Genomic DNA, 25,072 nt, shown 5'->3' with positions numbered 1-25,072 from the left:
ATCATTGAAAATAATTGGATAAATGCAAATGAGCGGGAAAATATATTGCCCTATATGCTTGAAAAATACTTAGTTTTAGCGTAGGAATTTGTTGGGGATTTGGATCAACACAATGGTAATTTCCAAATTCTCCGCGACACTCTACAAGAAAAGCTAAGTAAATTTTCCCAACGGATTCGTGCGATGGAAGACCGGACCAAGCTTGCCCTGACCGCCATGCGCCGGATCCTGCGCAGCACCGAGCTGCACGGCAAAGAACTGATGCGCGAAACCGGGCTGACGCCCTCGCAATTGATCTTCATGCACCTGCTGCAAGAGGCGGGCGAGCAGACCGCCGGATACATTGCGGCACGCATGGGCATCACCCAGGCCACGGCCACCGTGCTGATCCACAAGCTAGAGGCGCAGGGCGTGGTGCAGCGGCGGCGTGGCGAGCAGGACCGGCGGCAATCCTGGCTCTCGCTGACGGCCAAGGGCCAAGAGTTTCTGGCGATCGCGCCCGATGGGGCGCATGCGCAGTTTCACCGAAAATTCAGCGTCTTGCCCGATTGGGAACAGATGATGCTGATCGCCTCGCTGGAGCGGGTGGCGGCGATGCTCGCCTCGCCCGAGGAAGAGATGCTGCAATCGCGCGACCTGCCCTTCGCCCCCTGACCAGCAGCCCTCCCCCGGGCCACCCCCGGCCCGACGCGGGACCAATGTCACAGCCGCGACATTGCGGCGCCGAAAGTCGCCCTGCCCTGTCTGGTATCCCCCCGCCGATCCCCTTATGTATAAGCAACCTTAGGGAGATCAGAACGACGTGCAAAAAATAGCGCTGCCAGAGCGGCCGGAATGGCGGGCAGAAGCCGCCGAATTGGGTTTCACCTTTGCCGATATGCATGGCGAACCCTATTGGGACGAAACCTCTGCCTATCAGTTCAGCCTGCAAGAGATCGAAGACGATCTTGAGGCACCGGCGACCGAATTGCATGGCATGTGCCGCGCGGCGGTGGCGGAAATTCTGGCGCATGAAGAGCTGATGGCGAAAATGGGGGTCCCGCGCGAGCATTGGGACCTTATTGCCGAAAGCTGGCAGCGCGGGGACCCGGAAATCTACGGGCGCTTTGATCTGGCCTATGATGGCACGGGCCCGGCCAAGCTATTGGAATATAACGCCGACACACCGACCTCGCTCTACGAGAGCGCCTCGTTCCAATGGAGCTGGCTGGAGGGGCAGTTGGAGGCCGGGGTGCTGCAGCCGGGCGATGACCAGTTCAACGGCATCCATGAGGCACTGGTCGAGCGCTTCCGCGCGCTGTTCGCGCCGGGCACCGATCTGCATTTCGCCGCCGCCGCGGGCAATCCGGAGGATTACGCCACCGTCGAATGCATGGGCTGGGCCGCGCGTGAGGCGGATCTCGGCGCGCATTACACCGATCTCGACAAGATCGGGATCAGCGATGCGGGGCAGTTTCTGGATGCCGAAGACCGGGTGATCGGCCTTTTGTTCAAACTCTACCCCTGGGAGGATCTGCTGCGCGACGACTATGCGCAGCATTTGCGCAGCGCGGGCTGCATGATGCTGGAACCCGCCTGGAAGGCGCTGGTGTCGAACAAGGGGCTTTTGCCGGTGCTCTGGCAGATGTTCGAGGGCCACCCCAACCTCCTGCCCGCGTTCTTTGAGGCGGATATCGCCGAAGCGCTTGCCGGGCGCGGTCCCGCCGCCCCCGCCGTGGCCGAGGCCTTTGGCCGTGCGGAAGGGGCGCTGATCGCCGGGCGGGTGCGCAAGCCATTGTTCTCGCGCGAGGGGGCCTCGGTCTCGATCATCGAGAATGGCCAGTTGACCGAGACCGCCCCGCGCGACGATTACGCAGCGCATCCGCAGATCCTGCAGGCCTATGCGCCGCTGCCGGTATTTGACGGCTTTCGCCCGGTCGTCGGGGCCTGGATCATCGGTGAGGACTGCGCCGGGATCGGCATGCGCGAAGACCGCAGCCGCATCACGCAAGATCTGTCGCGGTTCAAACCGCATTTTATCCGGAATTGAGGGGGAGCACCTGATGAGACATCGTTCAAGAACCGTCGCGCTGAGCATTCTGGGGGCCGCTGCCTTTGCGTTGGCCGGGTGCAAGGACGACAGCGTCGAGGCCGAAGCCTTCCCGGATCTGCAAAGCTGCAAGGCCGAAGCCAGCCGCAGCGGGCTGATGTCCGCCGCCGAATGTGACGCGGCCTTTGCCGACGCGCAGGCGCTGCATGTGGAATCCGCACCGCGCTATGACAGCCTTGCCGTCTGCGAAGAGCAGCATGGCGCCGGGGCCTGCGGCTCGGAAGAACAACAGGTGGGCAATCAGCAGGGGTCGGGCAGCATCTTCATGCCGCTGCTGGCGGGCTATCTGATCGGCAATATGCTGGGCGGGCGCGGTGGCATGGCAGCATCGCAGCCGCTCTACCGCACGCCGGATGGCAAATTCACCAATGCAACCGGCAGCAGCACCCTGTCGTCGAACAGCGGCAAGGGCAAGATGAGCAGCGGTCTCTTTGCCCGTCCGGCGGCGACGGTGGGCAAACCGCCGATGACTCGTGCCACCGCCGCCTCGCGCGGGGGCTTTGGCAGCAGCGCCGGTTCGCGCAGCAGCGTCGGCGGCTGAACGCTGCCCCGGGGCAAAGCGACCCCCGCATGCCGGACTTCGCCCCGCGCCGGGGACATGCGATCGCCGCCCATGGATGCGCCGCCCCCCCGACGGGAGGGCGGCGCAGGGATGTGGTTCGGGTTTCGGTCAGCTCAGGTGGTGCGGCGGCTCCAGCCCCCAGACCGGCGTCTCCAGCCCCTCATACCGCGCCTTGAGTTGCAGCGAGAGATACCGCGAGTAATGCCGTGACTGGTGCAGGTTGCCGCCGTGGAACCACAGCCCCTCCTGCATCGTCGGCTTCCACATGTTGCGCTCTTCCCCCTCCCAAGGGCCGGGGTCCTTGGTGGTGTCAGAGCCGAGGCCCCAGCATTTTCCCACCTTATCCGCCACGTCCTGGCTGATCAGATCCGCCGCCCAGCCGTTCATCGAGCCATAGCCCGTCGCATAGACCACAAGATCTGCGGGCAGATCGGTGCCATCGTCCAGCACCACCGAACGGGCGGTGAAATGGCTGATCCCCTTGCCCGATTGCAGCTTGATCGAGCCGTCGATCACCAGATCGCAGGCGCCCACGTCGATGTAATAGCCCGAGCCACGGCGCAGGTATTTCATGAACAGGCCGCTCTCGTCATCGCCGAAATCCAGCATGAACCCGGCCTTTTCCAGCGCGGCATAGAAGTCTTTGTCGCGTTCCTTGATCTGGTCGTACACAGGCACATGGAAATCGGCCATGATCTTGTAGGGGATCGAGGCAAAGATCATATCGGCCTTGTCGGTGGTGATCCCGTTGGCCACCGCCTGTTCGGAATATAGCCCGCCAAGCGCCAGATCCATCAGGCTGTCGGATTTCACGATATGGGTCGAGGAGCGCTGCACCATGGTGACATCCGCGCCATGTTCCCAAAGCGCCGCGCAAATGTCATGTGCCGAGTTATTGGCACCGATCACCACCACCTTCTTGCCGCGATAGGCATCCGGGCCGGGGTGCTGGCTGGAATGCTGCTGCTCGCCCTGAAAGATATCCTGCCCTTTGAAGCTGGGCACAAAGGCCTTGCCCGACATCCCCGTCGCCAGCACCAGCTGTTTGGGGTGCATCACCACATCTTGCCCGTCGCGGTCCAGCACCACGGTCCATTCGCCCTTAGCCTCATCGTATGTTGCCGATTTCGCCGAGGTCGAGGACCAATAGTTCAGCTCCATCACCTTGGTGTACATCTCCAGCCAATCGCCCACCTTGTCTTTCGGGGCAAAGACCGGCCAGTTGTCGGGAAACGGCAGATAGGGCAGGTGGTCGTACCAGACCGGATCGTGCAGGCAGAGCGATTTGTAGCGGTTGCGCCATTGGTCACCCGGGCGCGGATGTTTGTCCACGACGATGGTCGGCACCCCTAGCTGGCGCAGCCGGGCCGACAGCGCGATGCCGCCCTGCCCGCCGCCGATCACCAGCACATAGGGCTGATCAGTATAGCCCAGACGCTCGGCCTCTTCGGTGCGCTTTTCCTTCCAGGTTTTGCGCTGGGGATCGTGGCCATGTTCGGCCCCCATCGGGCGGCGCAACTTGCGCGGCTCCTCATGGCCCTTCAGTTCATGCAGGGTGGTGAGCAGCGTCCAGATCTTGCCCTCCTTCATGCGGATATAGCCAATGCCACGCCCGGCCTTGGTCTCAAGCACCAGCCAGCCTTCGGTGACGCCATCGGCATGGCCGACCTCTTCCGCAGGATCGAGCATCAGCGCCGAAGGCACGATTTTGGGCAATTGCGCCGCGGCCATGGCGCCGATTTCCGCGCGGCCTTCGCTGGTTTTCAGGTTCCAGGTAAAGGCCGCAAGATCGCGCCAGAAGCCGGTTTCCAGAAAAAGTTCAGAAACGGCCTGCGCATTTTGCGCGATCAGCGCCCGTTCCAGATCGGCAACAAGCGCTGCCAGTGCGCCCTGTGGGGTTGAATCAAGCATGGTTTCCTCCCGAATGCTTTTGGGGTCAAACCGCGCCGCGCGCCCCTCCCCGGGCGATGCGGCGCGGCATCGGATCAGGTCAGATCAATCAAGATCTTCAGCTGCGTTCCCGCCGGATCGAGGAGCACGTCGAAACCTTCTGACACTGCCTCCTCCAGACGGATTTTCTTGGTCACGACCTTCATCGCCGGGATCGCGCCGGAGGCGATCAGGTCAATCACCCGCGGCCACAGATGCGTCGGATAGGCCCAGGAGCCGCGAATATCGACATCCTTGAAGGTGACCGTGTGCCAGTGCAGGCCGCTGTTGCCAGGGTGCAGTCCCACCTGCACGATCGTGCCCTGCTTGCGCACCGCCTCAAGGCAGCTTTGCAGCGCCTTTTCATTGCCGACGCATTCCAGCGCCACATCACAGCCCACGCCACCCTCGGTCGCCGCCCGGATCGCCGCGCCAATGTCGTCGCGTTTGGGGTTGAGGGTGATCACCTCGGGCAGGATCTCGCGCGCGAGGGCCAGCCTTGTGTCGTTCAGATCTGACACAAAGAGCTTGGTCGCGCCAAAGGCTTTGGCGGCCAGCAGGGTCAGCATTCCGATGGGGCCGGCACCTGTCACCAGAACCGACTGCCCCGCATGCACCTGCCCGCGGTCACAGGCGTAAACGGCCACCGCTGTCGGTTCGACCAGGGCCGCCTCTTCGTCACTCATTTTATCGGGGATCTTGACGACGTTATAGTCGTTCAGCAGCGCGCCCTCAGCCATCCCGCCCGAGATCCAGCTCAGCCCGGCCAACGCCAGCTCTTCGCTCAGATGAAACAGGCCGCGGTCGGCGTAGTAATCACCGCTGCGCGGCATGATCAGCGGCTGCACCGAGACACGGTCGCCCACTTTCACATGGCTGACCCCCGCGCCCACCGCCGTGACGGTGCCGCCAAACTCATGGCCCAACACCTGCGGCAACACCGCCTGGGTGAAGGGATGCGGCTCTGAGGGTATGAAAATCGGCCCATAGGCATATTCATGCAGATCGGTGCCGCAGATGCCGACATAGCGGTTCTTGATGGCGACCTGCCCCGGTCCGGGGGCGGGAATCGCCTCGATATCGTCGATCCGCAGATCCTTTGCAGCGTGGAAACGCAACGCTTTCAATTCGCTCTCCTCCTCATCATTCCGAAGACCACGGTGGCGCGCCCCGCCCGCCGCGCCAAAGCCGCCTTTTCACAGGGCACGATTTCAAGGGCTTATCCGCCCGCCCTGCCGCAGCTCTGCGCAACCTGTTGCACGGCGGCGCAACACTTCTGCTGCGTTGCAGCAATCACGCTGCACCACGCAGACAGCCCGGTTCTGCCCGGGCCCTATCTGGGCTAGGCTCTCCCCCAGCGGGCAGGACAGCGGAGGGCACCATGCAAGCCGATAGTGAGCATCTGGAGGAAATCGCCGCGCTCGCGCAGCGCGATGCCCGCCCCGACAGCGCCCGTGACCCGATCGTTGTGGAAAGCTGGCTGCGCTGCCTCGAAAAGCACGGGCTTGATCCGAGCACCCGGGCCGAGGCCTATATCGTCCCCGACCGGCAGCTGCGGGTGCACCGGGAACGCTCGGAGGAGCTGATCTCGATTGCCCGTTCGGGGATCGACAACCTCTACAAACTGGTGGCGGGGCAGAACTATGTGCTGCTGCTGTCGGATGCCGCCGGGGTCACGGTGGAATATCTGGGGGATGCGGTCAACAAGGAGGCTTTGCGCAAAAGCGGGCTGTTCATCGGAGCGGAATGGTCAGAGTCTCGGGCGGGCACCTGCGCCGTCGGGGCCTGCATTGAGGCAGGAGAGCCGCTGATCATCCATCAAAGCGATCATTTCGATGTGACGCATGGCGCGCTCTCCTGCACCGCCGCCCCGATCTATGACACCAGCGGCCAGCTGAGCGCGGTGCTCGACATTTCCCTCTTGTGCCCGCCCCGGCCGCGCGAAAGCCAGTATCTGGCGCTCAATCTGGTGCAGCAGACCGCCCGGCGCATCGAAATGGCGAATATCATGGCTGAAAGCCGCCGCGACTGGGTGCTGCGGCTGGCAGGCTCGCCCGATTTTCTGGATGTCGATCCTGAGGCCGCGCTGTCGCTGGATGCGGGCGGGCATGTCATTTCGATGACGAATGGCGCGGCGCGGCTTATGGCGCGCACCCTTGGCGTGGACTGGCGCCGCCCCGGTGATCTGCTCGGGCGGCATGTCTCTGAGGTGTTCGACCTTGATCTGACGATGTTTGAGGGGCTGACCCGGCAGGCCGCCGCCCGCGACCGCCTGATCGAGACGCGGGACGGCTATCGCCTCTTTGCCCATGCGATCGAGCCGCGCCGCGCGCCCGCCCCGCGCTTCAGCGCGCCGCGCCGGATGCCCGATGAATTGCGCAGGCTGGCCGGGGATGATCCGGCGATGACAGCCCTGCTCCAACAGGCGGCGCTGTTGGCGCAGCGGCAAAATCCGATGCTGATCGAGAGCGAAACCGGCAGCGGCAAAAGCACCCTCGCCCGCGCCATTCATGCCATCGGCGGGCGCGGCCCCTGCCTGACCGTGCCCTGCGAAAGCCTGACCGAGGCAGAGGCCGCCATCATGTTTGGCCGCGAGGAGAAGCGCCGGTTTGAGCCGGGCCTGCTGGACAGCGCCAGCGGCGGCACGCTGGTGGTCGACAATATTGATGAGCTGCCGTTGCGCCTGCAGGCGGGGCTGGTCAAATATCTGACCGAGGGCAGCTATCGCCCCGTCGGCGCCATCCGCGAGCGGCGGTCGCAAGCCCGGGTCATCGCCACCATCACAGGCAATCCCGAGACGGCGGTGGCCGAGGGCCGCCTGCGCCGCGACCTCCATGCCCGGCTCCTGGGCGCGCGGCTGGTGCTGCCGCCGCTGCGCCAGCGCCGCGATCTCCTGACGCTCGCGGATCAGATTTTCGCCGCCAGCCTCGGCCAGCGCGTCATCTTTGATTCCGACGTGGTCACCCTGCTGGCCGCGCACCGCTGGGCCGGAAATCTGCATGAGATGACCCAGTTGGCCCAATCCGTGGCGGCGGCCTGTGGTCAAAACGCCTCCGGTGAATGTGCCGTGTTGAGCCTGCGCGATTTCCCGGACCATCTGTCGCGCACGGCCGCCCCCAGTGAGAGCGTTCAGGCGGTTATTCTGGCGCGTCATCTGCAGGAGACGGGCTGGAATATCTCGGAAACCGCGCGGCGCATGGGCGTCAACCGCTCCACCATTCACCGCAACATCAAGCGGTTCTCGCTGCAGCAAGGCCATTAGGCCTTCGCGCCCCTGCCCGGACCGGCCCTCCGCCGATTGGCTCTCTGCCGATTGGCTCTCTGCTGACGGTAGCGGCCCGGTCAGGCACAACACGACACAACACGATAGAACACCCTGGCCGTGCCCGGTGGCATTGCCGCAGCGCAAACGGCATAGTGCCCGCGGGCACAGCCCGAAGCGCCGATGTCCGCACCGCGGACGCGGCCAGTTTGGCCCTGTCGGCGGCGCCCGCTCTGTTGTCCGATCCGATCCCGAAGGAGACCCTGATGACCCAAAGCCCCTGCCCGCCCCTGCCCGACGCGGAATGGCCCGAGAGCATCGCAGACCTGCGCAATGGCTTTGCCGGCGCCCTGAATGTCTATCGCACGATGGCGCATCACCCAGACCTGCTGCGGGCCTGGGCACCGCTGCGCCAGCATATCGTGCGCGACACGGCGCTCGGAGCCGCGCGCTCGGAAGTGGTGATCCTGCGCGCCGCGCATCGGATGGGCTCCGCCTATGAATGGGCGCATCACGTCAGCCGGGCGCGCGCCCTGGGGTTCAGCGATGCCCGCATCGCGGCGATGGGCGGCGATCCGGAGGGCGAGGACGGGCTGATCGCGCGCGGCGTTGACGCACTTTTTGACCACCGGCGCCTGCCCCCCGCCCTTGAGGCGGAGCTGGCGGCGGCACTGGGCCGTCCTGCGGTGATTGATCTGATAGCGACCGTGGGGTTTTACACGGTGCTCGGCCATCTGCTGATGACCTATGAGACGCCGCTCGACGACGCCATCGCGGCGGAAATGGCGGCGCAGCCGCTTTAGGCGGCAAGCCTTTGCTCAAGCCGCGCGGCAATCTCGCCCAATGGTGCCGCGAAACTGTCCAGCGCCTTGCTGGCCGACATCGCCGTGCGGATCCAGATCATCGAGACACAGCCAAGCACATTGCCCTGCAGGCAAACGGGCACCGCAATCGAGGCGGTCTGCGGCCGGAACTCGCCCGCATCGCGCAGCGCAACGCCCCGGGCGCGGGTCTCGTCCAGCATCCGCTGCAGACGCAGGGGCTCCAGAAACGGCATGTCCGCCGGATCGCCCAGGCGCCGCAGATGCGCAATGATCAGCGCCCGCTCCTCTTCGGGGCAAAATGCCAGATAGGCCCGGCCCGCCGAGGTGCGCAACACCGGCAGCCGGTAGCCGATCATCGCACGGTCAATAGAGAGGGGGGAGCGGCCATGCGTGGTTTCCTGAATGACCATGGCCGCATTGTCATAGACCGTCAGGTCGAGCGGCCAGACCAGCCGCGCGCCGTATTCGGCAAAGAGCGGCGTCGCCGCCTGACAGAGTTCGGTGGTCTGCGCCGAGCCATCGCCCAGCGAGGCCGCGAGCCGCGTCACCCGCACCAGATTGGCGCTGCCGGAAAACACCACATAGCCTGCCTCTTCCAGCGTTTCGAGCAGACGATAGACGGTCGGGCGCGGCAGGCTGAGGGCGCGGGCAATTTCGCCCGGCCGCGCCTCGCCCACCGCATTCACATGCCGCAAGATGGCGAGACCGCGCGTGAGGGCACGCACGGAATCTGATTTTTGCGGGGGGCCGGCGCGCTCTGTCATGCCGTCACTCTGGCACAGGCGGTCACCGGGCGACAGCCTCATGCCTCGGCGCGCACGGGGTTTGCCAAGGTGCCGATCCCGGAAATTTCCACCTCGCAGAGATCACCGTCGCGCATCCACAGCGGCGGGTTGCGGCGCGCGCCCACCCCGCCGGGGGTGCCCGACACGATCACATCCCCCGGCAACAGCGGCAGGATCGTCGAGCAATAGGCGATCAGCCGCGGGATCGAGGAGATCAGCATCGACAGGTCCGTGTCTTGCACCACCGTGCCGTTCAGCCGGGTTTGCAGATGCAGTCTGGTGGGGTCCGGGATCTTATCGGCACTCACCATCCAAGGGCCGAAGGCGCCGGTATCGGCAAAGGTCTTGCCCGGCATGAACTGATGCGTGTGCTTTTGCCAGTCACGCACCGAGGCATCATTGTAGCAGGCATAGCCCGCCACATGCGCCAGCGCGTCCGCCTCGGAAATCCGCCGCCCGGCCTTGCCGATGATCACCGCCAGCTCGCCCTCATAGTCGAACATGGTGCTTTCGCGCGGGATCACCAGATCGGCGCCATGGCCGGTCTGGCTGCCCGCATAGCGCGCGAACAGCACCGGATAGACGGTCTCTTCGCGGCCGGTTTCCTGAATATGGTCGTGATAGTTCAACCCCACACAGATGATCTTGTCGGGATTGGGGATGACCGGCGCGAGGGTCACGGCCTCCATCGCATGATCCGCCGCGGATCCGGCGAGCGCTGCCGCCCGGCCAGGATCGCCCGCCGCGAGAAAGTCGCGCAGCGTGGCCTCGGGCAGACGTGCGCCAAGATCGATGATGCCCGTCTCATTGTCGGTGACGATGCCATAGCCGGGGCGGCCATTATGGGTGAAGGAACAAAGTTTCATGGGTCAGACCATCTCCGGTTCAGAAAGGGGAATTGGGTTGGGAAGGATCAGCGCCACAAGCGCCTGCAGCTCTTCGGGGGTGTCGGCAGCCCCGAAGGTATGCCGGTCGGGACGCAGCACCACCGCGCGGGTCGCAAGACTGGCAAGATGCTCTGCCGCATCGGGTGCGGTGGCGGGGGTCAGCAGGGCGACCCCGTCCGGCAGGACCACCGCCGCGGCCAGTGCGGCCTCGGCCACCACCACCCATTGATGGGGAAAAGCCGCATCCATCAAGGTGCCATCGGCAAGGCGTGGCTGCCCGAAAAGACGCCCTGCGCCCGCGCCCTGCCCCAGCCCCGGCCCCAGCGGCGGCGCGATGGATTGCATGCGCGCAGTGCCGTCACGGCCGGGCAGCGCCGCACGCAGGGCGGTTTCAGTGCCGCAGGTATTGATCAGCCCGCCCAGACGCACCGCCGTCTGGATATATTCACGGGCATTCGGTTTACGCTCGCTCTCATAGCTGTCCAGCAGCGCCTCGGCGGCGGCATCGGTGACCTTGCCCTGACAGATCAGCGCCAGTTTCCAATAGAGATTGGCCACATCGCGGATGCCCGCGCACATGCCCTGTCCCATGAAAGGCGGCGTCTGGTGACAGGCATCGCCCGCGAGGATCAGGCGCCCCCGGCGCCAGTCATGGGCCACCAGCGAGTGAAAGACATAGACCGCCGTGCGCTCCAGCGCCGCTTCCCCGGGCGAAAGCCAGTCAGAGAGCAGCTCCCACACCCGTTCGGGCCGGGCGATCCCGGCACTGTCCTCATCGGGGCGCAGGGTGATTTCCCAGCGCCGCCGCAGGCCCGGGCCGCGCACATAGGTCATCGGCCGTTCGGGCACGCAATATTGGATCGAGTGATCGCCGAGTTCGGGTTTGTCCTTGTTCAGGATGACATCGACCACCAGCCAGCGTTCATGAAAGCCGTAATCCTCCATGCCGGTATCAATGTAGCGGCGGATCAGCGAGCGGGCGCCGTCACAGCCCACGACATATTTCGCGGCAATCCGGCGGATCTGGCCACAGCTCATGTCTTCATAGCGCAGCTCAACCTGCGCGCCCTGATCCTCAACAAAGAAGACGTCACAGCGGGTGCGCACCGTCACCTCGGGCCGCGCCTGCAACGTGTCGCGCAACAGCTTTTCCAGATCAGGCTGGTGAAAACGGTAGTTCGCCCGCCAGCCCTGCGGCCCCACACCCTGCGGCCGGGGCCAATCCAGCAGCAGCTTGCCCGCGCCGTCGACAAAGCGCATCCCCGGATGCCGCGCGGTCTGCGGCTCCATCGCCTCCGCAATGCCGATCCATTGGAACACCCGCATCACCTCTGCATCAAAATGCACCGCGCGCGGCAGGTGATAGGCCGCGGTTTCCCGCTCCAGCACCAGGGTTTTCAGCCCGCATTGCGCCAACAGATGCGCAAGCGTGGCGCCCGCCGGGCCGTAACCGACGATGGCGACATCGAATTCTTCCATGATCATCCCCGTTGTTTCGCAAGTTCACCGAACAGCCAGGGGCATTCCGCCACCGGTGGTGCCCGCCGCCCCCGGGCCGCCGCCTGAAGGCGCATGTCGCGCAGGCGTTTGCGCCCGCCCTCTTCGGTCAGATAGAGCCGCTCGTGGCCCCAAAAGCTCGGCCCGTCATGGGTTTCATGCGGCTCCCATTGATCGGGATCGATCAGCCGCCCCCCCCAGCCATTCTCGACAAAGAACCCGGAGGGGCTGTGGGCGTAAAAGCTGGTCATGTAGTCATTGGTGTGACGCCCGAGGGTATAGGCCAGTTGCCCCTCGCCGAGCTGCGCGAGGTCAAGCCCCTGCCCCACATCATCAAGGTTTTGATATTCCACCATGAAATGATGGAACCCCTCCTGCCCCGAGCCGACCATCGCAAAGGAATGGTGCCGGTCGTTCAGGTGGAAGAAGTACAGGCCATAGGGGGTGAGGCCATAATCCGACACCCGGAAATCCAGCAGATCGCGGTAAAAGGGCATCATCACGTCGATGTCGCGCACATGCAGCACCGCATGGCCCATCCCGAGCGGCCCGGTGACAAAGCCATCAATCGGGCGGCCCGGCACAAAGGGATCGGTGGCGATCATCGGGGCGTGGAACAGTTCCACCCGGTTGCCCATCGGATCCTCGAACCAGATCAGATCGCCGACAAAGCGCCGGTCCGCCAGCGCGGCACTGCCGATCTGCACCCGCACCCCCGCCGCATCGAGGCGGGCGGCGTATTGCGCGAGATCCCCCCGTTCCGCCACTTCAAAGCCGAGAAAGGCAAGGGTTTCACCCGGCTCATCCGACACCAGAAACCGCTGCGCCTGATCGTCCATGCGAAAGGCAAGCGCTTTACCGCCGCGGTCTATTTTCTGCATTCCCAGCAACTTGCCCGCGAAATCCGACCAGTCATCCAGCCTGTCGGACCGCACGCCAAGATAGCCCAGTGCAATGATTGCCATGGTTACCTCCGTCGGTTGAATTCGGTGGGCCCCGTCCTGACACCCATCGCGGTGCCGGAGGGGGCGGGGTGTTTGCGCGCCCGCAGGCGCGCCGGCGCGCGTCAGGGCTTCGCGATCTCATGGGCGCGGTCGAGCAGGCGTCCGGCCGCCGCCGGATCGGCCTGCATCGCCACCCATTTCGCCGGTGCATCGGCCAAAGCATCGGTCCAGAGCTGCAATTCGGCGCTGTCGGGATCGATAAAGGTTACTTTGGGGTCCGCCCGAAACTGCGCCTCGATCTCGGCATCGGCAGCATCGACCACTTGCGCGATCCAATCGGCCGCGCCCGCGCCCGCGGCCGCATCAATCACCGCGCGGTCGGCCTCAGACAGGCTGTCATAGGCGGCGCGGTTCATCAAAATAGCCATCGGTGAGGCGGTGAAACGCAGATCGGTGACCACAGGCGCCACCTCGTTCAGGCGGAAGGTGCGATAGGCGTCCATCACCCAGACCGCCCCGGACACCACCCCCCGCTCCAGGTTTTCATAGACTTGCGGTGCCGGGATTGACACACCCGAGGCACCCAGCAGCTCAAACAGGACCGAGCCGAACTGCGAGGGGGTGCGCAGCTTCTTGCCCGCCAGATCCGCGGGCACCCGCGCGCCATCCCCTGACATCAGGAACCGGTAGCCCGGCGTGGTGAAAAGCGCGATGACCTTGTAATCGGCATATTCACCGGCCAATGCCCCTTCTTCGGCCAGCGTGTTCAGCAGATGCGCGCCCTGCACCGACGTCTCCACCAGCCCCGGCACCTCCACCACCCCCGTCATCGGGAAAAGGCCCGGCGTATAGGTCGGCACCACCAGCGCAACATCGGCCACGCCCGCCTTCACCAGTTCGGCCTGGGCCGGGGGCGCGCCGAGGATCGACGCCGGATAAAGGCGGAAGCGCGCCGCATCCGACAGCTTGGCGTTGACCTGATCAATCCAGACCTGCAGCACCTTGGCCGAGTAAAAACCCTGCTGCGGCTCAAAGGATGACACCCGCATCTCCCGCGCCCCCGCGGCTGTGGCGGCGGCTGTGAACACGAGCGCCAGTGCGGCCGACTTCAACAGTGACTTCAACATGGTAGTCCTCCCATTTCAGCGTGAATTCAGAATGCGTGATGCGGCAGCCAGGTGACGATGGCGGGCAGCGCGATGATCAGCCCGACGCGGATCAGATCGGCCAGCACGAAGGGCATGACACCCCGCCACAGCTCGACCATCGCGATCTCGGGATTGGTGGTTTTCAGCACGAAGAGGTTCATCCCCACCGGCGGCGTGATCAGCCCCATCTCGACCACCATCACCGCGAAGATCCCGAACCAGACGAGGTCGATCCCCGCCGATTGCGCGATTGGCACGAAGAGCGGCACGGTCAGCAGCAGCATTGCCAGCGAGTCCATCAAGGTGCCGAGAACCAGATAGATGCCCAGCATCAGCAAGATCACCAGCAAGGGCTGATCGAGGAGGCCCGCGAAAAGGCCGGTCAGCGAAAACGGCAGCCCCGAGAGGGCGAGGAAGAAGTTGAAGAGATTGGCGCCGATCAGCACCAGATAAAGCGCGCCACAGGTCAGCGCCGTGTCCATTGCCGCGTCGAAGAAACCCTCCCAGGACAGGCGGCGGGCGAGGATGCCGTACAAGAGCACCACCGTCGCCCCGATCGCCGCGGTTTCATTCGCGGTGAACAGCCCGGAATAGAGCCCGCCCATGATCAGCCCGAAAATGCCCAATGGCGGCACAAGCTCCCGGATCGCCGCGATCCGCTCGGCCCCCATAGCCCGCGCCCGCTCGGGTGCCTTCGACCATCCGGCCCAAAGCGGCACCCAGATCGCCAGACAATAAAGCGTGACGGCCAGCACGATCGGCCCGGCGGTGGCCAGCAGCAGCTCGCGAATGGACTGCTCGGCGATGAAAGCATAGATCACCAGCACGGTTGAGGGCGGGATCAGAATGCCCAAGGTGCCCCCCGCCGCGACCGATCCCGCCGAAAGGGCGCGGGAATAGCCCGCCGCCTGCATCTCGGGCAGGGCGATGCGTCCCATGGTTGCGGTGGTGGCGAGCGAAGAGCCCGAGATCATCCCAAAGCCCGCCGATGCGCCGATGGTGGCCAGCGCCAGCCCGCCGCGCCGGTGCCCGATCAGTACCGCCATGGATTGATAAAGCCGCGCTGACAGGCCGCTTTGCGCCGCCAGATTGCCCATCAGCACGAAGAGGGGCAGCATCGTCAGGGTGTAATTGGTGATGCTGTCCCAGACCGTGGTCGCCCCCACCGCCATCGCGCCGCCGGTGCCGATGATCAGCCCGGTGCCAAGCACACCCACCAGCCCCAGCGCCACGGCGACCGGCACTTCCAGAAAGATCATCACGATGGCCACGGCAAAGCCGGTGCCGCCCAACAGCAATCCATCCATCTTATGCCCCCGCCTTGCGATATTCGAGCCAGAGGCCCACCAAAGCCGCGATCAGCGCCGCCAGCAGCGTGGCAGAGATCACCCCAAGCAGCATCGGCATCGGCAGCCCCAGATCGCGCGAGGTTTCCGGTGAGTTGATCTTCGACAGGGTGTTCTGCCCGACGATCCCCAGCATCATCGCGGCAAAGACCACCGAGGCCACAGCGCCCAGCCGCCCCAACGGGCGGCCAAAACGGTTGGGCATCAGTTCGGACAGCAGTTTTGCCGTGACATGGCTCCGCAGGGCGTAGCAGACCGGCATGGACAAAAGCGCCCCCAGCCCGATGGCAAAGGAGGTGGTTTCGATCGCCGCAGGGACGTTGCGCCCCGCGAGGCCGCGCAGCAGCACATCGCAGACGGTGACAGCCGCGCCGAACAAAAAGCAGCCGGACGCAGCACTCAACAAGGCAACGGATATGATTGGGCTCGATCTGCGAGACATCGGCGGCGCCCTCCCCAAGCGCAGACATCCCCCGCCCCGGCCGGGAAAGTCGTCATCAGTTCAACCGTCACCGCGGCCCGACCTCCACATCGGCGCGGCGTGTTCCTGAACTCTGTCTAACGGCAGGGACGGGGGCGGCGCAGCCCATCCGCGCCAACTTTCCGCCTGCCGGACACCAAGCGTCGACCCCCGGCCCCACCGTACAGCCGGGCACCCGTCGGCGACAGGAGACGGCATCTGCGCCATGACGACCCTGTCATGCGCCATCGACAGCAGGTTTGGCACGCCGCACGCCACGAGAAACCGCTCTTCCGCAGCCGCCAGACCAGGCTCCGGCCCGGCGTTTAATTCGCTGGCAGCAAAGCGGACTGCACCGTCGCAACGCGCAGTTCGGCGGCATTTCAAACGGCAGAAAGCCCGGACACACCGCAGCCGCGCATTCCCGCGTCAGCTGCGCCCGAGGGAGGCAATATCCCCGACAAGTGCCCGCGCGATATGGCGGCGCGTTGCTCACCCCATCGGCACCGCACTGCATGTCCTCCACAAGGAAAACAACAGCTTGCCTGCAACACGGCGCGCGATGACCCGCGTGGGCGGGCAGAATGGCGGCGCTGAGCGCGGGCGGAGGGACTTCGGTTTCTCCCCGAGCGCTCAGCACGGCCACAAGCAGATCGTTGCGCCAAAGACCAGCACGATGCGGGCTGGCCGCACATCGCGCAGGTTTGGCATGCGCGGAGGGCGCGCGGAGCCCGCCCCACAATCATCGTGATGCCACGCGGCTTTGCCCCGGGCACCGGAGCTACGATGCGACGGAGCGATAGAGCGGCGGGCGGGTGATGCGACGGGCGGGTACCGCGATCAACCTCAGATCCGGGCCAGCGCAATCATGGCTCAGGTCTCGGACAGAATGAACCCTGCGGCTTTTTCCGCAATCATCAGCGTCGGCGCATTGGTGTTGCCGCTGGTGATGGTCGGCATCACCCCGGCATCCACCACCCGCAGCCCGGCCACCCCGCGCAGACGCAGGCGGCTGTCGACCACCGCCAATGGATCATCCTGCGCCCCCATCTTGGTGGTGCCGACCGGGTGAAAGATCGTGCTCGCAATATCGCCCGCCAAGCGGGCCAGCTCCGCATCGCTTTGATAGGCGACGCCCGGCTTCCATTCCTCGGGCTGATAATGGGCAAGCGCGGGCTGTGCCACGATCGCGCGCACCTGCCGGATGCTGTCCGCGGCGATCTGACGGTCGGCCTCGGTGCTCAGATAATGCGGCGCAATGGCGGGCGCGTCCCGGCTTTCGGCGGAGCGGATCTGCACCCGGCCCCGGCTGGTGGGGTTGAGGTTGCACACACTGGCGGTAAAGGCGGGCACCCGGTGCAACGGCTCGCCAAAGGCATCAAGGCTGAGCGGCTGCACGTGATATTCCAGATTGGGATGCGGTTGCGACGGGTCAGAGCGGGTAAAGGCCCCCAGCTGCGAGGGCGCCATGCTCATCGGACCCGACCGGGTGAGAACATATTCCAGCCCGATCCGGGCGCGCCCCAGAACCGAATTGGCCAAAGTGTTCAGCGTCTTGGCCCCTTTCACCTTGAAAACCGCCCGGATCTGCAAATGGTCCTGCAGGTTTTCGCCCACCCCCGGCAGGTCCTGCTCCACCGTGATCCCGTGCCGCTGCATGAGCGCCGCCGGGCCGATGCCCGAAAGCTGCAGGATCTGCGGCGAACCGATGGCCCCCGCCGACAGCACCACTTCGCGCCGCGCCACCGGACGGCGGATGACGCCGCCCTGCTGCACCTCCACCCCGGTGCAGCGCAAGGCGCCCGCCGCATCCCGCGCCAGCTGGAGGCGTTTGACATGGCTCTCGGTCCAGACCGTCAGATTGCGGCGGTGGCGGATCGGCCGCAAGAACGCCTTGGAAGTGTTCCAGCGCCAGCCCGACCGCTGATTCACATCAAAATAGCCAACACCCTCGTTGCAGCCGGTGTTGAAATCGCGGCTTGGCGGCACGCCGTTTTGCGTGGCGGCGGCGGCAAAGGCCTCCAGAACATCCCATTTCAACCGCTGCTTTTCGACCCGCCATTCGCCGCCATGCCCGTGCAGCGCCGCAAAATCGGCATCCTTCGGCATGCCCGCATCCAGACGATAATGGTCCTCATGCGCCTTGAAATCCGGCAGGCTGTTTTCCCAGTTCCAGGCCGGATCGCCGGTCAGCGCGGCCCAACCGTCATAGTCGCGCGCCTGCCCGCGCATGTAGATCATGCCATTGATCGACGAGCAGCCTCCCAGCGCCTTGCCGCGCGGATAGCGCAGACGGCGGCCGTTCAGCCCGGCCTCGGCCTCGGTCTCAAACAGCCAGTCGGTGCGCGGATTGCCGATGCAGTAAAGATAGCCGACCGGGACGTGGATCCAGGGGTAATTGTCCTTGCGCCCCGCTTCGATCAGCAGCACGCGATGCGCCGGATTGCGGCTGAGACGGTTGGCCAGAAGGCATCCCGCCGAGCCCGCGCCCACCACGATATAGTCAAAACTCTCGTCACCCGTCATCGCCATCCCTCCCGCTCCGGCCCCGCCGCAGGCATTGCTGCGCAGGTATCATTATAACCCCGGGGCGCCAATAATCGGCATCCCCCGCCCTTTCGGACGCTGCTTTGGTTCTAATCTGCCGCCGCAGTGAAAATCCAATGACAAGAGACGCGAGGCATTATAAATGATATTTATATGAGCAGCTGGAATGACCCCCGCCTTTTACGATCCTTTCTCACCGTCGCGCGCGAGGGGAATGTCACCCGTGCGGCGGCGGCCCTGCATCTGACCCAGCCTGCGGTCAGCCTGCAACTCAAACGTCTGGCCGAGGATCTGGGCGTGCAGCTCTTTCAGCGCAACGCCTCAGGGATGACGCTGACGCCGCAGGGGGCGCTGTTGGCGGCCAAGGCCGAACAGGTGCTCGCCTCCTTTGTCGATCTGCGCCAGACCGCGCGGCAGCTGCAGCATCAGGTGACGGGCCGGCTGCGGATCGGCACGATCATCGACCCCGAGTTCACCCGGCTCGGTGCGCTGTTGCGGGGCCTGTTGGAAAGCGGCGCGCAGCTGGAGACAGAGCTGCGCCACGGCGTCAGCGGCGAGATCCCCGAGGCGTTGATCCGCGATGAGCTGGATGCGGGCTTTTATCTCGGCGACCTCCGTCAGATGGACCCGGCCCGCCCGGGCGAGGCGCAAGACAGCGCCTTCCAGGCCCTCCGCCTGACGCCGCTGACCTACCGCGTCATCGCGCCGCCGCAGATGGCGGGGCTGCTGAGCGGCAAGGGCTGGGCCGAGGTCGCCGCCCTGCCCTGGATCGGCACGCCACCGCAATCGGTGCACAACCGCCTGCTGACGCCGCTGTTTCAGGGCCTCGGGGTGCGGCAGAATGTGGTGGCGCGGGTCGATCAGGAGGCGTCGATGCTGGCGATGGTGCGCTCTGGTCTGGGGCTGAGCCTCTGCCGCGAGGCGGTGGCACTGCAGGAACGGCACAACCACGGGCTGGGCGTGGCCGAGGATCTGCGCCTGCAAACCTCGCTGAATTTCGTGATGTTGCAGAGCCGACAGACAGAGCCCGCGCTGGCACTGGCGCGTGAAACGCTGGAACGGATCTGGAGCGCGGGGGCCTAGGCGCGGCCCTCAGGGGCGCGCCACCCGCCAGACCGTGTTGCCGACATCATCCGCCACCAGCAGCGCGCCATCTGCGGCGATGGCCACCCCCGCCGGACGCCCGCGCGCCTCACCCCCGGGCGTGCGAAATCCACCCAGAACCTCCTGCGGCGTGCCCTTGGGCTTTCCCGCCTCGAAGGGCACGAAAACAACGGCATAGCCGCTGGCCGGGCGCCGGTTCCACGAGCCGTGTTCGCCCACAAAGGCCCCTTCTTCATAGCGCGGCCCGAGCTGCGCCCCTGCGGCAAAAGCCAGCCCCAGCGGCGCCACATGCGCGCCGAGCGCGTAATCGGGCGGCAGCGCCCGCACGACGAGATCCGGCGCGGTTTGCGGCACACGCGGGTCCGGCCTGTCGCCGTAATAAACATAGGGCCAGCCGTAAAAGCCGTCCTTTTGCACCGATGTCAGATAGTCCGGCACCAGATCATTGCCCAGCTCATCGCGTTCATTGACCACCGTCCAGAGCGCGCCGGTCGTCGGCTCAAACCCCATGCCCACCGGATTGCGCAAACCCGAGGCATAGATGCCCGCCGCGCCTGTCGCCGGATCGACCTCCCAGATCGCGGCGCGGTTCTCCTCAGCCGCCATCCCATTGTCACCATGGTCGCTGTTCGAGCCGACGGAGACATAGAGTTTGCCATCCGGCCCGGCGATCAGCCCCTTGGTCCAGTGACGGTTGGTTGCATTGGCAGGCAGATCAACAATTTTCCGGCCCGGCGCCGTGATCTGCGTCGCACCCGGCCGATAGGGAAACCGCATCAGCGCATCGGTGTTGGCGACATAGAGCGCATCCCCCACCAGCGCCATGCCGAAGGGAGAGGTAAGCCCTTGCAACAGCACGGATTGCATCTCGGCCACCCCATCCCCGTCTGTGTCGCGCAAAAGGGTGATGCGGTCGGGACTATCCACCTCGGCCCCGGCGCGGCGCATCACCTGCCGCTCGATCCAGCCGCGCAGCCCTTGCACCGGCAGCTTTTGCTTGTTGCTTTCGGCCACCAGCACATCGCCATTGGGCAGCACGGCCAGCCAGCGCGGATGATCAAGACCCGTGGCGAAGGCCTTGACCGCCAACCCCGGCGCAGGCGTCGGCGCGGTACCCTCCGGCCAGCCGGTTGCGGGGGCAATGTTCAGCGTGGGCAGAAGGCGCGTCTGCGGCGCGGGCAAGGCGGGGTCAGGCCCGACACTGACGATGGTTGGCGCGACGGAGGGGCTGCCGCATCCCAGCAAAACCAACAGGAACAATCCGGCGCGCAGGGGTTTTGTGTCCATGATGTGCCTCCTGCCCTGCAATCTGGCATGGCTGCCCCAAAAGGCCAGCATTGTTTCGTGCGAAAAGGCGGATCTGGTCCCATGGCGTGGCGTCAGCGCCCGCCGCTGCCCAGTGCCGGACCAGACGCACCGCCGGTGCCCCGATGCCTCAGCGGGCGATCAGCAGCTCAATCCCGCGGCGCTCAAATTCCTTGGCCTCGGCATCCGAGATCCCGTCATCGGTGATGAAGGAATGGATCACCTCCAGCGCCCCCAACCGGGTGAAGGAGGCACGGTTGATCTTGGTGCTGTCGGCCACCAGATAGACCCGGGAGGCGGCGCGGATCATCGCCTCTTTCAGTTGCAGATCGGCGAAACTCGGATAGGTCAGCCCGGAATCAAGCCCCACCCCGGCCGTTGCCAGAAACAGCTTGTTGGCAAAGATATTGCCGAAATACTCCACCGCATTATCGCCCGAAAGCGAAAGGGTCGGCGCCTTGAACTGGCCGCCCGGCATGTGCACTGCAAAGCCCGGCACCGTGCCCAGAATAACCGCAATGTTCAGCGCATTGGTGATCACCGTCAGATTGCGGCGGGTGACCAGCCGGGTGGCGACTTCGGTGGTTGTGGTGCCCGCATCCAGAATGATCGTGTCGCCATCCTTGACGAGCGTGGCCGCCAGCGCGCCGATCTTGCGCTTTTTGTCCATGTTTTCCTGATGGTGCAGCACCAGCTGCCCGCCCTGCGCGGGCTGCGCGTTCAGGAATGCACCGCCATGTTCGCGGGTGATCAGCCCCTCTTTCTCCAGCGCATCCAGATCCTGCCGGATCGTCGCCTCCGAGACCTGAAAGGCCGCCGCCAGTTCGCGCACCCGCGCCGAGCCTTCCTCTTCGATCCATTCCAGAATGCGCCGCCGCCGGGGTTCGGACAGCAGGCCCACAAGGGTATCGTCACGCGTGGCAGGCGGCTTGATCTGCAATGGCTACTCCAAACTCGCCGCGCGAGGGGCGCGCAGCGCGGGGGTCAAGGGGGCGGCGCGCGCAGGGCGACCCGCGCGTGGAGCATTTAAGCGCGCCATAGCCGGTTGGCAAACCGTCTTTATGTCTGCGGCACCGCGCAAAGGATGCAGCCTGCGCCGCGGGACGGGCGCGGTCACTTGCCCGCCGCCGCCTCCTGCGCCAGCGCGACGCGCGCCTGCAACCGGCTTTGCGCCTGATCAATCACCACGGCGGCAATGATCACCACGCCTTTGATCACCGTTTGCCAAAAGCTGGAAACCCCCATCATCACCAGCCCGTCCGAGAGGATGCCGATGACGAAAGCACCGATGATCGTGCCGCCGACACGCCCGCGCCCGCCCGACATCGAGGTGCCCCCCAGCACCGCCGCCGCGATAGCGTTCAGCTCAAAGGTCTCGCCGGTCGCCGGATGCGCGGCCTGCAATTGCGAGGCGATGATCAGCCCGACGAGGGCGGCGCAAAAGCCCGAGAACATGTAAACGAAAAGCTTGACCCGGTTGACCTTTACCCCCGACAGCGCCGCGCCGCGCTCATTGCCGCCCACCGCATAGATATGGCGACCCAGCGGTGTCCGATAGGCGATGTAGGATGCCGCGAGGGCCACGCCGACCAGTATCAGGATCGGCAGCGGCACCCCCAGAAAGCTGCCGGTGCCGATCAGCGGAAAGCTGGCCGAGCCGTATTCGGCCGAGCCGCCGAGGTTGGGAAAAGTCCGCCCCTCAGAGGACAAAAGCGCCGCGCCACGGGCGACATAGAGCGTGCCGAGGGTGGCGATAAAGGGTGCCACATTCAGCCGGGTGATCAGCAAGCCGTTGATCAGACCCACAAAGATCCCGACCCCCATCACGATCAGCGCGATTTCAAACGTGTTGAACTGCACCGACCAGCCGAGCCCCGGATTGATGCCGTAAAGCACCAGCCAACCCGCCACCATCGCGCAGAGCCCGACGATGGAGCCAACGGAAAGGTCAATGCCGCCGGTGATGATGACAAAGGTCATGCCGATGGCCAGAAACGCATTCAGCGCCACGTGCTTCGACACGATCACCGCATTGCCCATGCTCAGGAAATTCGGCGCCGCGAGCGAAAAAAACACCAGCACAAGGATCAGCGCCACAAAGGTGCGCAGCCGCAAGAGCAGCAGCAGCCAATTGGTCTGCGCGGAACCCGCCGGAGCGGTGGTTTGGGTCGTGCTCATGCTCATGACATCCTGTCCTTGCGGGCATTCGGGGTGGCGGCGGCGATCACGTCAGACGCTTCGGCACCAGAAGGAAATTCACCGCTGACCTGACCGTCGGCCATCACCAAAATCCGGTCGGACAGCTGCAGCACCTCTTCAAGATCGGAGGTGACGAAAATAATGCCCAGCCCCTCGGCCGCGAGACGCCGCATCAGGCGGAACACCTCGGCCTTGGCGCCGATATCAATGCCGCGCGACGGCTCGTCGAGCAGCAAGATTTTGGGATCGGTCATCAGCGCCTTGCCGATCACCACCTTTTGCTGATTGCCACCCGAGAGCGAGGAGACCGGATTTTCCGGGCTGGCCACCTTGATGGTCAGATCCTTGATGAAATCCCGCGCCCGCGCCGCCTCGGCCCCCAGATCGAGATGAAAGAGCCGCGCGAAACGCTGCAGCGCCGAGAGGGTGATGTTCTCGCGGATCGCCATGATCTGCACGAGGCCATCCCGCTTGCGGTCCTCGGGCACCAGCGCGATCCCGCGCGCGATCCGGCCCGCCACATCGCGTTCGGTCAGCGCCTGGCCCTCGACAAAGAACCGCCCCGTCGCGGCGGGGTGCTGCGCCATGATGCATTCCAGAAACTCGGTGCGCCCCGCGCCCATCAGCCCGTAAATGCCCAGAATTTCGCCCGCCTGCAGGCGCAGCGACACATGGTCCACCCGGTAGCCGCCACCCAGTTTCGGCAGGCAGATTTCTTCGGCGCGAAACACCTCCGGCCCCAGATCCGGCGCGGTTTTGCGGCCGTAATCCTTTGAATTTTCGCCGATCATCGCCCGCACGATCCAGGGAATATCCACCCCCGCCATCGGGCGCGCGCCGGTGATTTCGCCGTCCCGCAGCACGGTGATGTAGTCGCCCACGCGGATCAGCTCTTCCAGACGGTGGCTGATATAGACGATGCCGACGCCCTGCGCCTTCAACTCGTCAATCACCCGGAAGAGAATATCGACCTCCGCCGCCGACAGTGCCGATGTCGGCTCATCGAGGATCAGGATCCTGGCGTCTTGCGAGAGCGCCTTGGCAATCTCGACAATCTGCTGTTGGCCCACGCGCAACAGGCCCAAGGTGGTGTCGGGATCAATATCCTGCTCCAGCCGTTTCATCAACGCGCGGGTGCGGCTGCGTTGCAGGCCGCGGTCAATGTCGACACCCGCCCGCACCGGCTCATGGCCCACAAAGATATTCTCGGCCACCGACATGTTGGGAAAGAGGTTAAGCTCTTGAAACACAATGCCGATGCCATGTGCTACTGCATCGCCCTTGTCGCGAAAGCGCACCTCGCGCCCGCCCATCAGCACCTGGCCTTCGGTGAGTTGCTCGACCCCCGCCACCACCCGCATCATGGTGGATTTGCCGGCGCCATTCTCGCCCACCAGCACATTCACCGCGCCCATGCGCAGATCGAAATCCACGCCCTTCAGCGCGCGGGTGCCGGGGTAGACCTTGACCCCGCCCCGGATGCTCAGCCCGATGGGATGCGCCTCAGCGGCTGCGGGGGCGTTCATGGCAGCACCTCGATCTCGACCGGGGTCACCAGCCAGGGATCATTGGCGGTTTTCAGCGAGAGCGCGCCCAGAAACCGCAGGGTCTTGCCGGTGGGATCACCCTCGGGCAGCACCAGAAGGCCGCCCACTTTGTCGTTCAGCTCGCGCGCAAGTTTGGCATATTCGATCTGATCGCGGAAATCGGTGAAGACGAAGAAAGGCGCCACATCGCGCAGGCTGGTGCCCTTGAACACCGGGCCGAGCTGCACCGTCAGATCCGCCGCGCCATCGCCCGTCGTGTCGAGATCCAGCGTGCGCGCGCGGCTGTCGAGTTTCGCGGCGACGATCTTGCCGGTACCGCGCAGCGGAAAGGCCCAGGCCGACCCCGCCCCCGCGCCGCGGTTGCCATATTGCGCCCCGGCGGCATCAAGGCCCGCCGCCACCGCGCCGCGCAGCACCGGCACATCGACCGCGGCCGATGCCAGATGCGGCAGCAGTTTCGGCGCAAAGGTCTCGTCCAGCAGGTTCGCGATGCGGGTGGTGTCGCCGCTGGCATCGGCCGCCACCGCGGTCTGATCGGTGGGGGTATCCTTGACGATCTTGCAGCCAGAAAGGCCAAAGGGGATCAGGGCGCAGAGCGCCATCAGGGCAATTCGGGTCATCATTCTCTCGCGTGAAG

At 65.2% G+C, this 25,072-nt stretch carries 21 protein-coding genes; 6 read left to right on the top strand and 15 right to left on the bottom strand.

All coding sequences use genetic code 11. The features are described 5' to 3' along the window. Window positions 1-183 precede the first annotated feature (183 nt). The 3 genes from ACEN2S_RS14750 (at window position 184) to ACEN2S_RS14740 (ending at window position 2,630) form a co-directional block, all read left to right on the top strand. Window positions 184-654: a MarR family winged helix-turn-helix transcriptional regulator gene (locus ACEN2S_RS14750; RefSeq protein ID WP_441867069.1), complete on the top strand. Its 471-nt coding sequence runs from the start codon at window positions 184-186 to the stop codon at window positions 652-654. 148 nt (window positions 655-802) lie between these two features. Then, the gene (locus ACEN2S_RS14745) at window positions 803-2,029 is read left to right on the top strand and encodes a glutathionylspermidine synthase family protein (protein WP_441867066.1); all 1,227 of its coding nucleotides are present in this window, start codon (window positions 803-805) and stop codon (window positions 2,027-2,029) included. Window positions 2,030-2,042: 13 nt separating this feature from the next. Then, window positions 2,043-2,630: a DUF1190 domain-containing protein gene (locus ACEN2S_RS14740; RefSeq protein WP_441867063.1), complete on the top strand. Its 588-nt coding sequence runs from the start codon at window positions 2,043-2,045 to the stop codon at window positions 2,628-2,630. Between the two features lie 129 nt (window positions 2,631-2,759). On the opposite strand, the gene ACEN2S_RS14735 is transcribed toward ACEN2S_RS14740, so the two are convergent. Both ACEN2S_RS14735 and ACEN2S_RS14730 read right to left on the bottom strand, forming a co-directional pair. Further along, window positions 2,760-4,562, bottom strand: a complete 1,803-nt coding sequence (locus tag ACEN2S_RS14735) for a flavin-containing monooxygenase (protein ID WP_441867060.1) — start codon at window positions 4,560-4,562, stop codon at window positions 2,760-2,762. A 74-nt stretch (window positions 4,563-4,636) separates the two neighbouring features. Then, a complete protein-coding gene (locus ACEN2S_RS14730) occupies window positions 4,637-5,707 on the bottom strand; it encodes a 2,3-butanediol dehydrogenase (protein ID WP_441867057.1) in 1,071 nt (356 codons plus the stop codon). 254 nt (window positions 5,708-5,961) lie between these two features. On the opposite strand from ACEN2S_RS14730, the gene ACEN2S_RS14725 reads away from it, so the two are divergent. Together ACEN2S_RS14725 and ACEN2S_RS14720 are read left to right on the top strand one after the other, a co-directional pair. Then, entirely contained in the window at window positions 5,962-7,842 is a 1,881-nt protein-coding gene (locus ACEN2S_RS14725; RefSeq protein WP_441867054.1) for a sigma-54-dependent Fis family transcriptional regulator, read from the top strand. A 266-nt stretch (window positions 7,843-8,108) separates the two neighbouring features. Next, window positions 8,109-8,645 (top strand): carboxymuconolactone decarboxylase family protein, encoded by a 537-nt coding sequence (locus tag ACEN2S_RS14720; protein WP_441867051.1) that lies wholly within the window; start codon window positions 8,109-8,111, stop codon window positions 8,643-8,645. On the opposite strand, the gene ACEN2S_RS14715 is transcribed toward ACEN2S_RS14720, so the two are convergent. From ACEN2S_RS14715 to ACEN2S_RS14680, 8 genes are all read right to left on the bottom strand, one after another. After that, complete coding sequence (locus ACEN2S_RS14715) at window positions 8,642-9,430, bottom strand: DNA-binding transcriptional regulator (protein ID WP_441867048.1); 789 nt, start codon at window positions 9,428-9,430, stop codon at window positions 8,642-8,644. The genes ACEN2S_RS14720 and ACEN2S_RS14715 overlap by 4 nt on opposite strands. Before the next feature lie 38 nt (window positions 9,431-9,468). Further along, window positions 9,469-10,317 (bottom strand): fumarylacetoacetate hydrolase family protein, encoded by an 849-nt coding sequence (locus ACEN2S_RS14710; RefSeq protein ID WP_441867046.1) that lies wholly within the window; start codon window positions 10,315-10,317, stop codon window positions 9,469-9,471. Between the two features lie 3 nt (window positions 10,318-10,320). Beyond that, window positions 10,321-11,817: a bifunctional 3-(3-hydroxy-phenyl)propionate/3-hydroxycinnamic acid hydroxylase MhpA gene (gene mhpA, locus ACEN2S_RS14705; protein ID WP_441867044.1), complete on the bottom strand. Its 1,497-nt coding sequence runs from the start codon at window positions 11,815-11,817 to the stop codon at window positions 10,321-10,323. Between the two features lie 2 nt (window positions 11,818-11,819). After that, window positions 11,820-12,800, bottom strand: a complete 981-nt coding sequence (locus ACEN2S_RS14700) for a VOC family protein (RefSeq protein ID WP_441867041.1) — start codon at window positions 12,798-12,800, stop codon at window positions 11,820-11,822. A gap of 101 nt (window positions 12,801-12,901) precedes the next feature. Further along, the gene (locus ACEN2S_RS14695) at window positions 12,902-13,906 is read right to left on the bottom strand and encodes a TRAP transporter substrate-binding protein (protein ID WP_441867037.1); all 1,005 of its coding nucleotides are present in this window, start codon (window positions 13,904-13,906) and stop codon (window positions 12,902-12,904) included. 26 nt (window positions 13,907-13,932) lie between these two features. Beyond that, entirely contained in the window at window positions 13,933-15,234 is a 1,302-nt protein-coding gene (locus ACEN2S_RS14690; protein WP_441867034.1) for a TRAP transporter large permease, read from the bottom strand. Window position 15,235: 1 nt separating this feature from the next. Further along, window positions 15,236-15,676: a TRAP transporter small permease subunit gene (locus tag ACEN2S_RS14685; protein WP_441867032.1), complete on the bottom strand. Its 441-nt coding sequence runs from the start codon at window positions 15,674-15,676 to the stop codon at window positions 15,236-15,238. A 930-nt stretch (window positions 15,677-16,606) separates the two neighbouring features. Further along, window positions 16,607-18,259, bottom strand: a complete 1,653-nt coding sequence (locus tag ACEN2S_RS14680) for a GMC family oxidoreductase (protein ID WP_441867138.1) — start codon at window positions 18,257-18,259, stop codon at window positions 16,607-16,609. A gap of 174 nt (window positions 18,260-18,433) precedes the next feature. Here ACEN2S_RS14680 and ACEN2S_RS14675 point away from each other — a divergent pair, with 174 nt between their 5' ends. Then, on the top strand, window positions 18,434-19,363 hold the full coding sequence (locus tag ACEN2S_RS14675; protein ID WP_441867029.1) for a LysR family transcriptional regulator: 930 nt from the start codon (window positions 18,434-18,436) through the stop codon (window positions 19,361-19,363). Between the two features lie 9 nt (window positions 19,364-19,372). Here ACEN2S_RS14675 and ACEN2S_RS14670 read toward each other — a convergent pair whose 3' ends face one another. The 5 genes from ACEN2S_RS14670 to ACEN2S_RS14650 all read right to left on the bottom strand — a co-directional run bounded on the left by ACEN2S_RS14670 (window position 19,373) and on the right by ACEN2S_RS14650 (window position 25,055). Continuing rightward, window positions 19,373-20,671 carry a PQQ-dependent sugar dehydrogenase gene (locus ACEN2S_RS14670; protein WP_441867026.1) on the bottom strand — a complete coding sequence of 433 codons (1,299 nt, stop codon included), beginning with the start codon at window positions 20,669-20,671 and terminating at the stop codon, window positions 19,373-19,375. A gap of 148 nt (window positions 20,672-20,819) precedes the next feature. Then, on the bottom strand, window positions 20,820-21,629 hold the full coding sequence (locus ACEN2S_RS14665) for a DeoR/GlpR family DNA-binding transcription regulator (protein ID WP_441867024.1): 810 nt from the start codon (window positions 21,627-21,629) through the stop codon (window positions 20,820-20,822). 173 nt (window positions 21,630-21,802) lie between these two features. Then, a complete protein-coding gene (locus tag ACEN2S_RS14660; protein WP_441867021.1) occupies window positions 21,803-22,867 on the bottom strand; it encodes an ABC transporter permease in 1,065 nt (354 codons plus the stop codon). Between the two features lie 2 nt (window positions 22,868-22,869). After that, window positions 22,870-24,414, bottom strand: a complete 1,545-nt coding sequence (locus tag ACEN2S_RS14655) for a sugar ABC transporter ATP-binding protein (RefSeq protein ID WP_441867018.1) — start codon at window positions 24,412-24,414, stop codon at window positions 22,870-22,872. Then, window positions 24,411-25,055, bottom strand: coding sequence for a DUF2291 family protein (locus ACEN2S_RS14650; protein ID WP_441867015.1), 645 nt, complete (start codon window positions 25,053-25,055; stop codon window positions 24,411-24,413). Before ACEN2S_RS14650 ends, ACEN2S_RS14655 begins: the two co-directional genes overlap by 4 nt. Between the last annotated feature and the right edge of the window lie 17 nt (window positions 25,056-25,072).

It is taken from the genome of Phaeovulum sp. W22_SRMD_FR3, from assembly GCF_052113705.1.
Taxonomy (GTDB): Bacteria; Pseudomonadota; Alphaproteobacteria; order Rhodobacterales; family Rhodobacteraceae; genus JBGQOG01.
The sequence above is the reverse complement of the archived record's forward strand: the minus strand, read 5'-3'. Positions and strand labels throughout refer to the sequence as shown.

Excerpts from the sequence above, each read along its gene's own strand:
- ACEN2S_RS14750 (WP_441867069.1), top strand. The coding sequence starts at position 184 with ATGGAAGACCGGACCAAGCTTGCCCTGACCGCCATGCGCCGGATCCTG.
- ACEN2S_RS14740 (WP_441867063.1), top strand. The coding sequence starts at position 2,043 with ATGAGACATCGTTCAAGAACCGTCGCGCTGAGCATTCTGGGGGCCGCT.
- ACEN2S_RS14735 (WP_441867060.1), bottom strand. The coding sequence starts at position 4,562 with ATGCTTGATTCAACCCCACAGGGCGCACTGGCAGCGCTTGTTGCCGAT.
- ACEN2S_RS14725 (WP_441867054.1), top strand. The coding sequence starts at position 5,962 with ATGCAAGCCGATAGTGAGCATCTGGAGGAAATCGCCGCGCTCGCGCAG.
- ACEN2S_RS14720 (WP_441867051.1), top strand. The coding sequence starts at position 8,109 with ATGACCCAAAGCCCCTGCCCGCCCCTGCCCGACGCGGAATGGCCCGAG.
- ACEN2S_RS14715 (WP_441867048.1), bottom strand. The coding sequence starts at position 9,430 with ATGACAGAGCGCGCCGGCCCCCCGCAAAAATCAGATTCCGTGCGTGCC.
- ACEN2S_RS14710 (WP_441867046.1), bottom strand. The coding sequence starts at position 10,317 with ATGAAACTTTGTTCCTTCACCCATAATGGCCGCCCCGGCTATGGCATC.
- mhpA (WP_441867044.1), bottom strand. The coding sequence starts at position 11,817 with ATGGAAGAATTCGATGTCGCCATCGTCGGTTACGGCCCGGCGGGCGCC.
- ACEN2S_RS14700 (WP_441867041.1), bottom strand. The coding sequence starts at position 12,800 with ATGGCAATCATTGCACTGGGCTATCTTGGCGTGCGGTCCGACAGGCTG.
- ACEN2S_RS14695 (WP_441867037.1), bottom strand. The coding sequence starts at position 13,906 with ATGTTGAAGTCACTGTTGAAGTCGGCCGCACTGGCGCTCGTGTTCACA.
- ACEN2S_RS14690 (WP_441867034.1), bottom strand. The coding sequence starts at position 15,234 with ATGGATGGATTGCTGTTGGGCGGCACCGGCTTTGCCGTGGCCATCGTG.
- ACEN2S_RS14680 (WP_441867138.1), bottom strand. The coding sequence starts at position 18,259 with ATGACGGGTGACGAGAGTTTTGACTATATCGTGGTGGGCGCGGGCTCG.
- ACEN2S_RS14675 (WP_441867029.1), top strand. The coding sequence starts at position 18,434 with ATGAGCAGCTGGAATGACCCCCGCCTTTTACGATCCTTTCTCACCGTC.
- ACEN2S_RS14670 (WP_441867026.1), bottom strand. The coding sequence starts at position 20,671 with ATGGACACAAAACCCCTGCGCGCCGGATTGTTCCTGTTGGTTTTGCTG.
- ACEN2S_RS14660 (WP_441867021.1), bottom strand. The coding sequence starts at position 22,867 with ATGAGCACGACCCAAACCACCGCTCCGGCGGGTTCCGCGCAGACCAAT.
- ACEN2S_RS14655 (WP_441867018.1), bottom strand. The coding sequence starts at position 24,414 with ATGAACGCCCCCGCAGCCGCTGAGGCGCATCCCATCGGGCTGAGCATC.
- ACEN2S_RS14650 (WP_441867015.1), bottom strand. The coding sequence starts at position 25,055 with ATGACCCGAATTGCCCTGATGGCGCTCTGCGCCCTGATCCCCTTTGGC.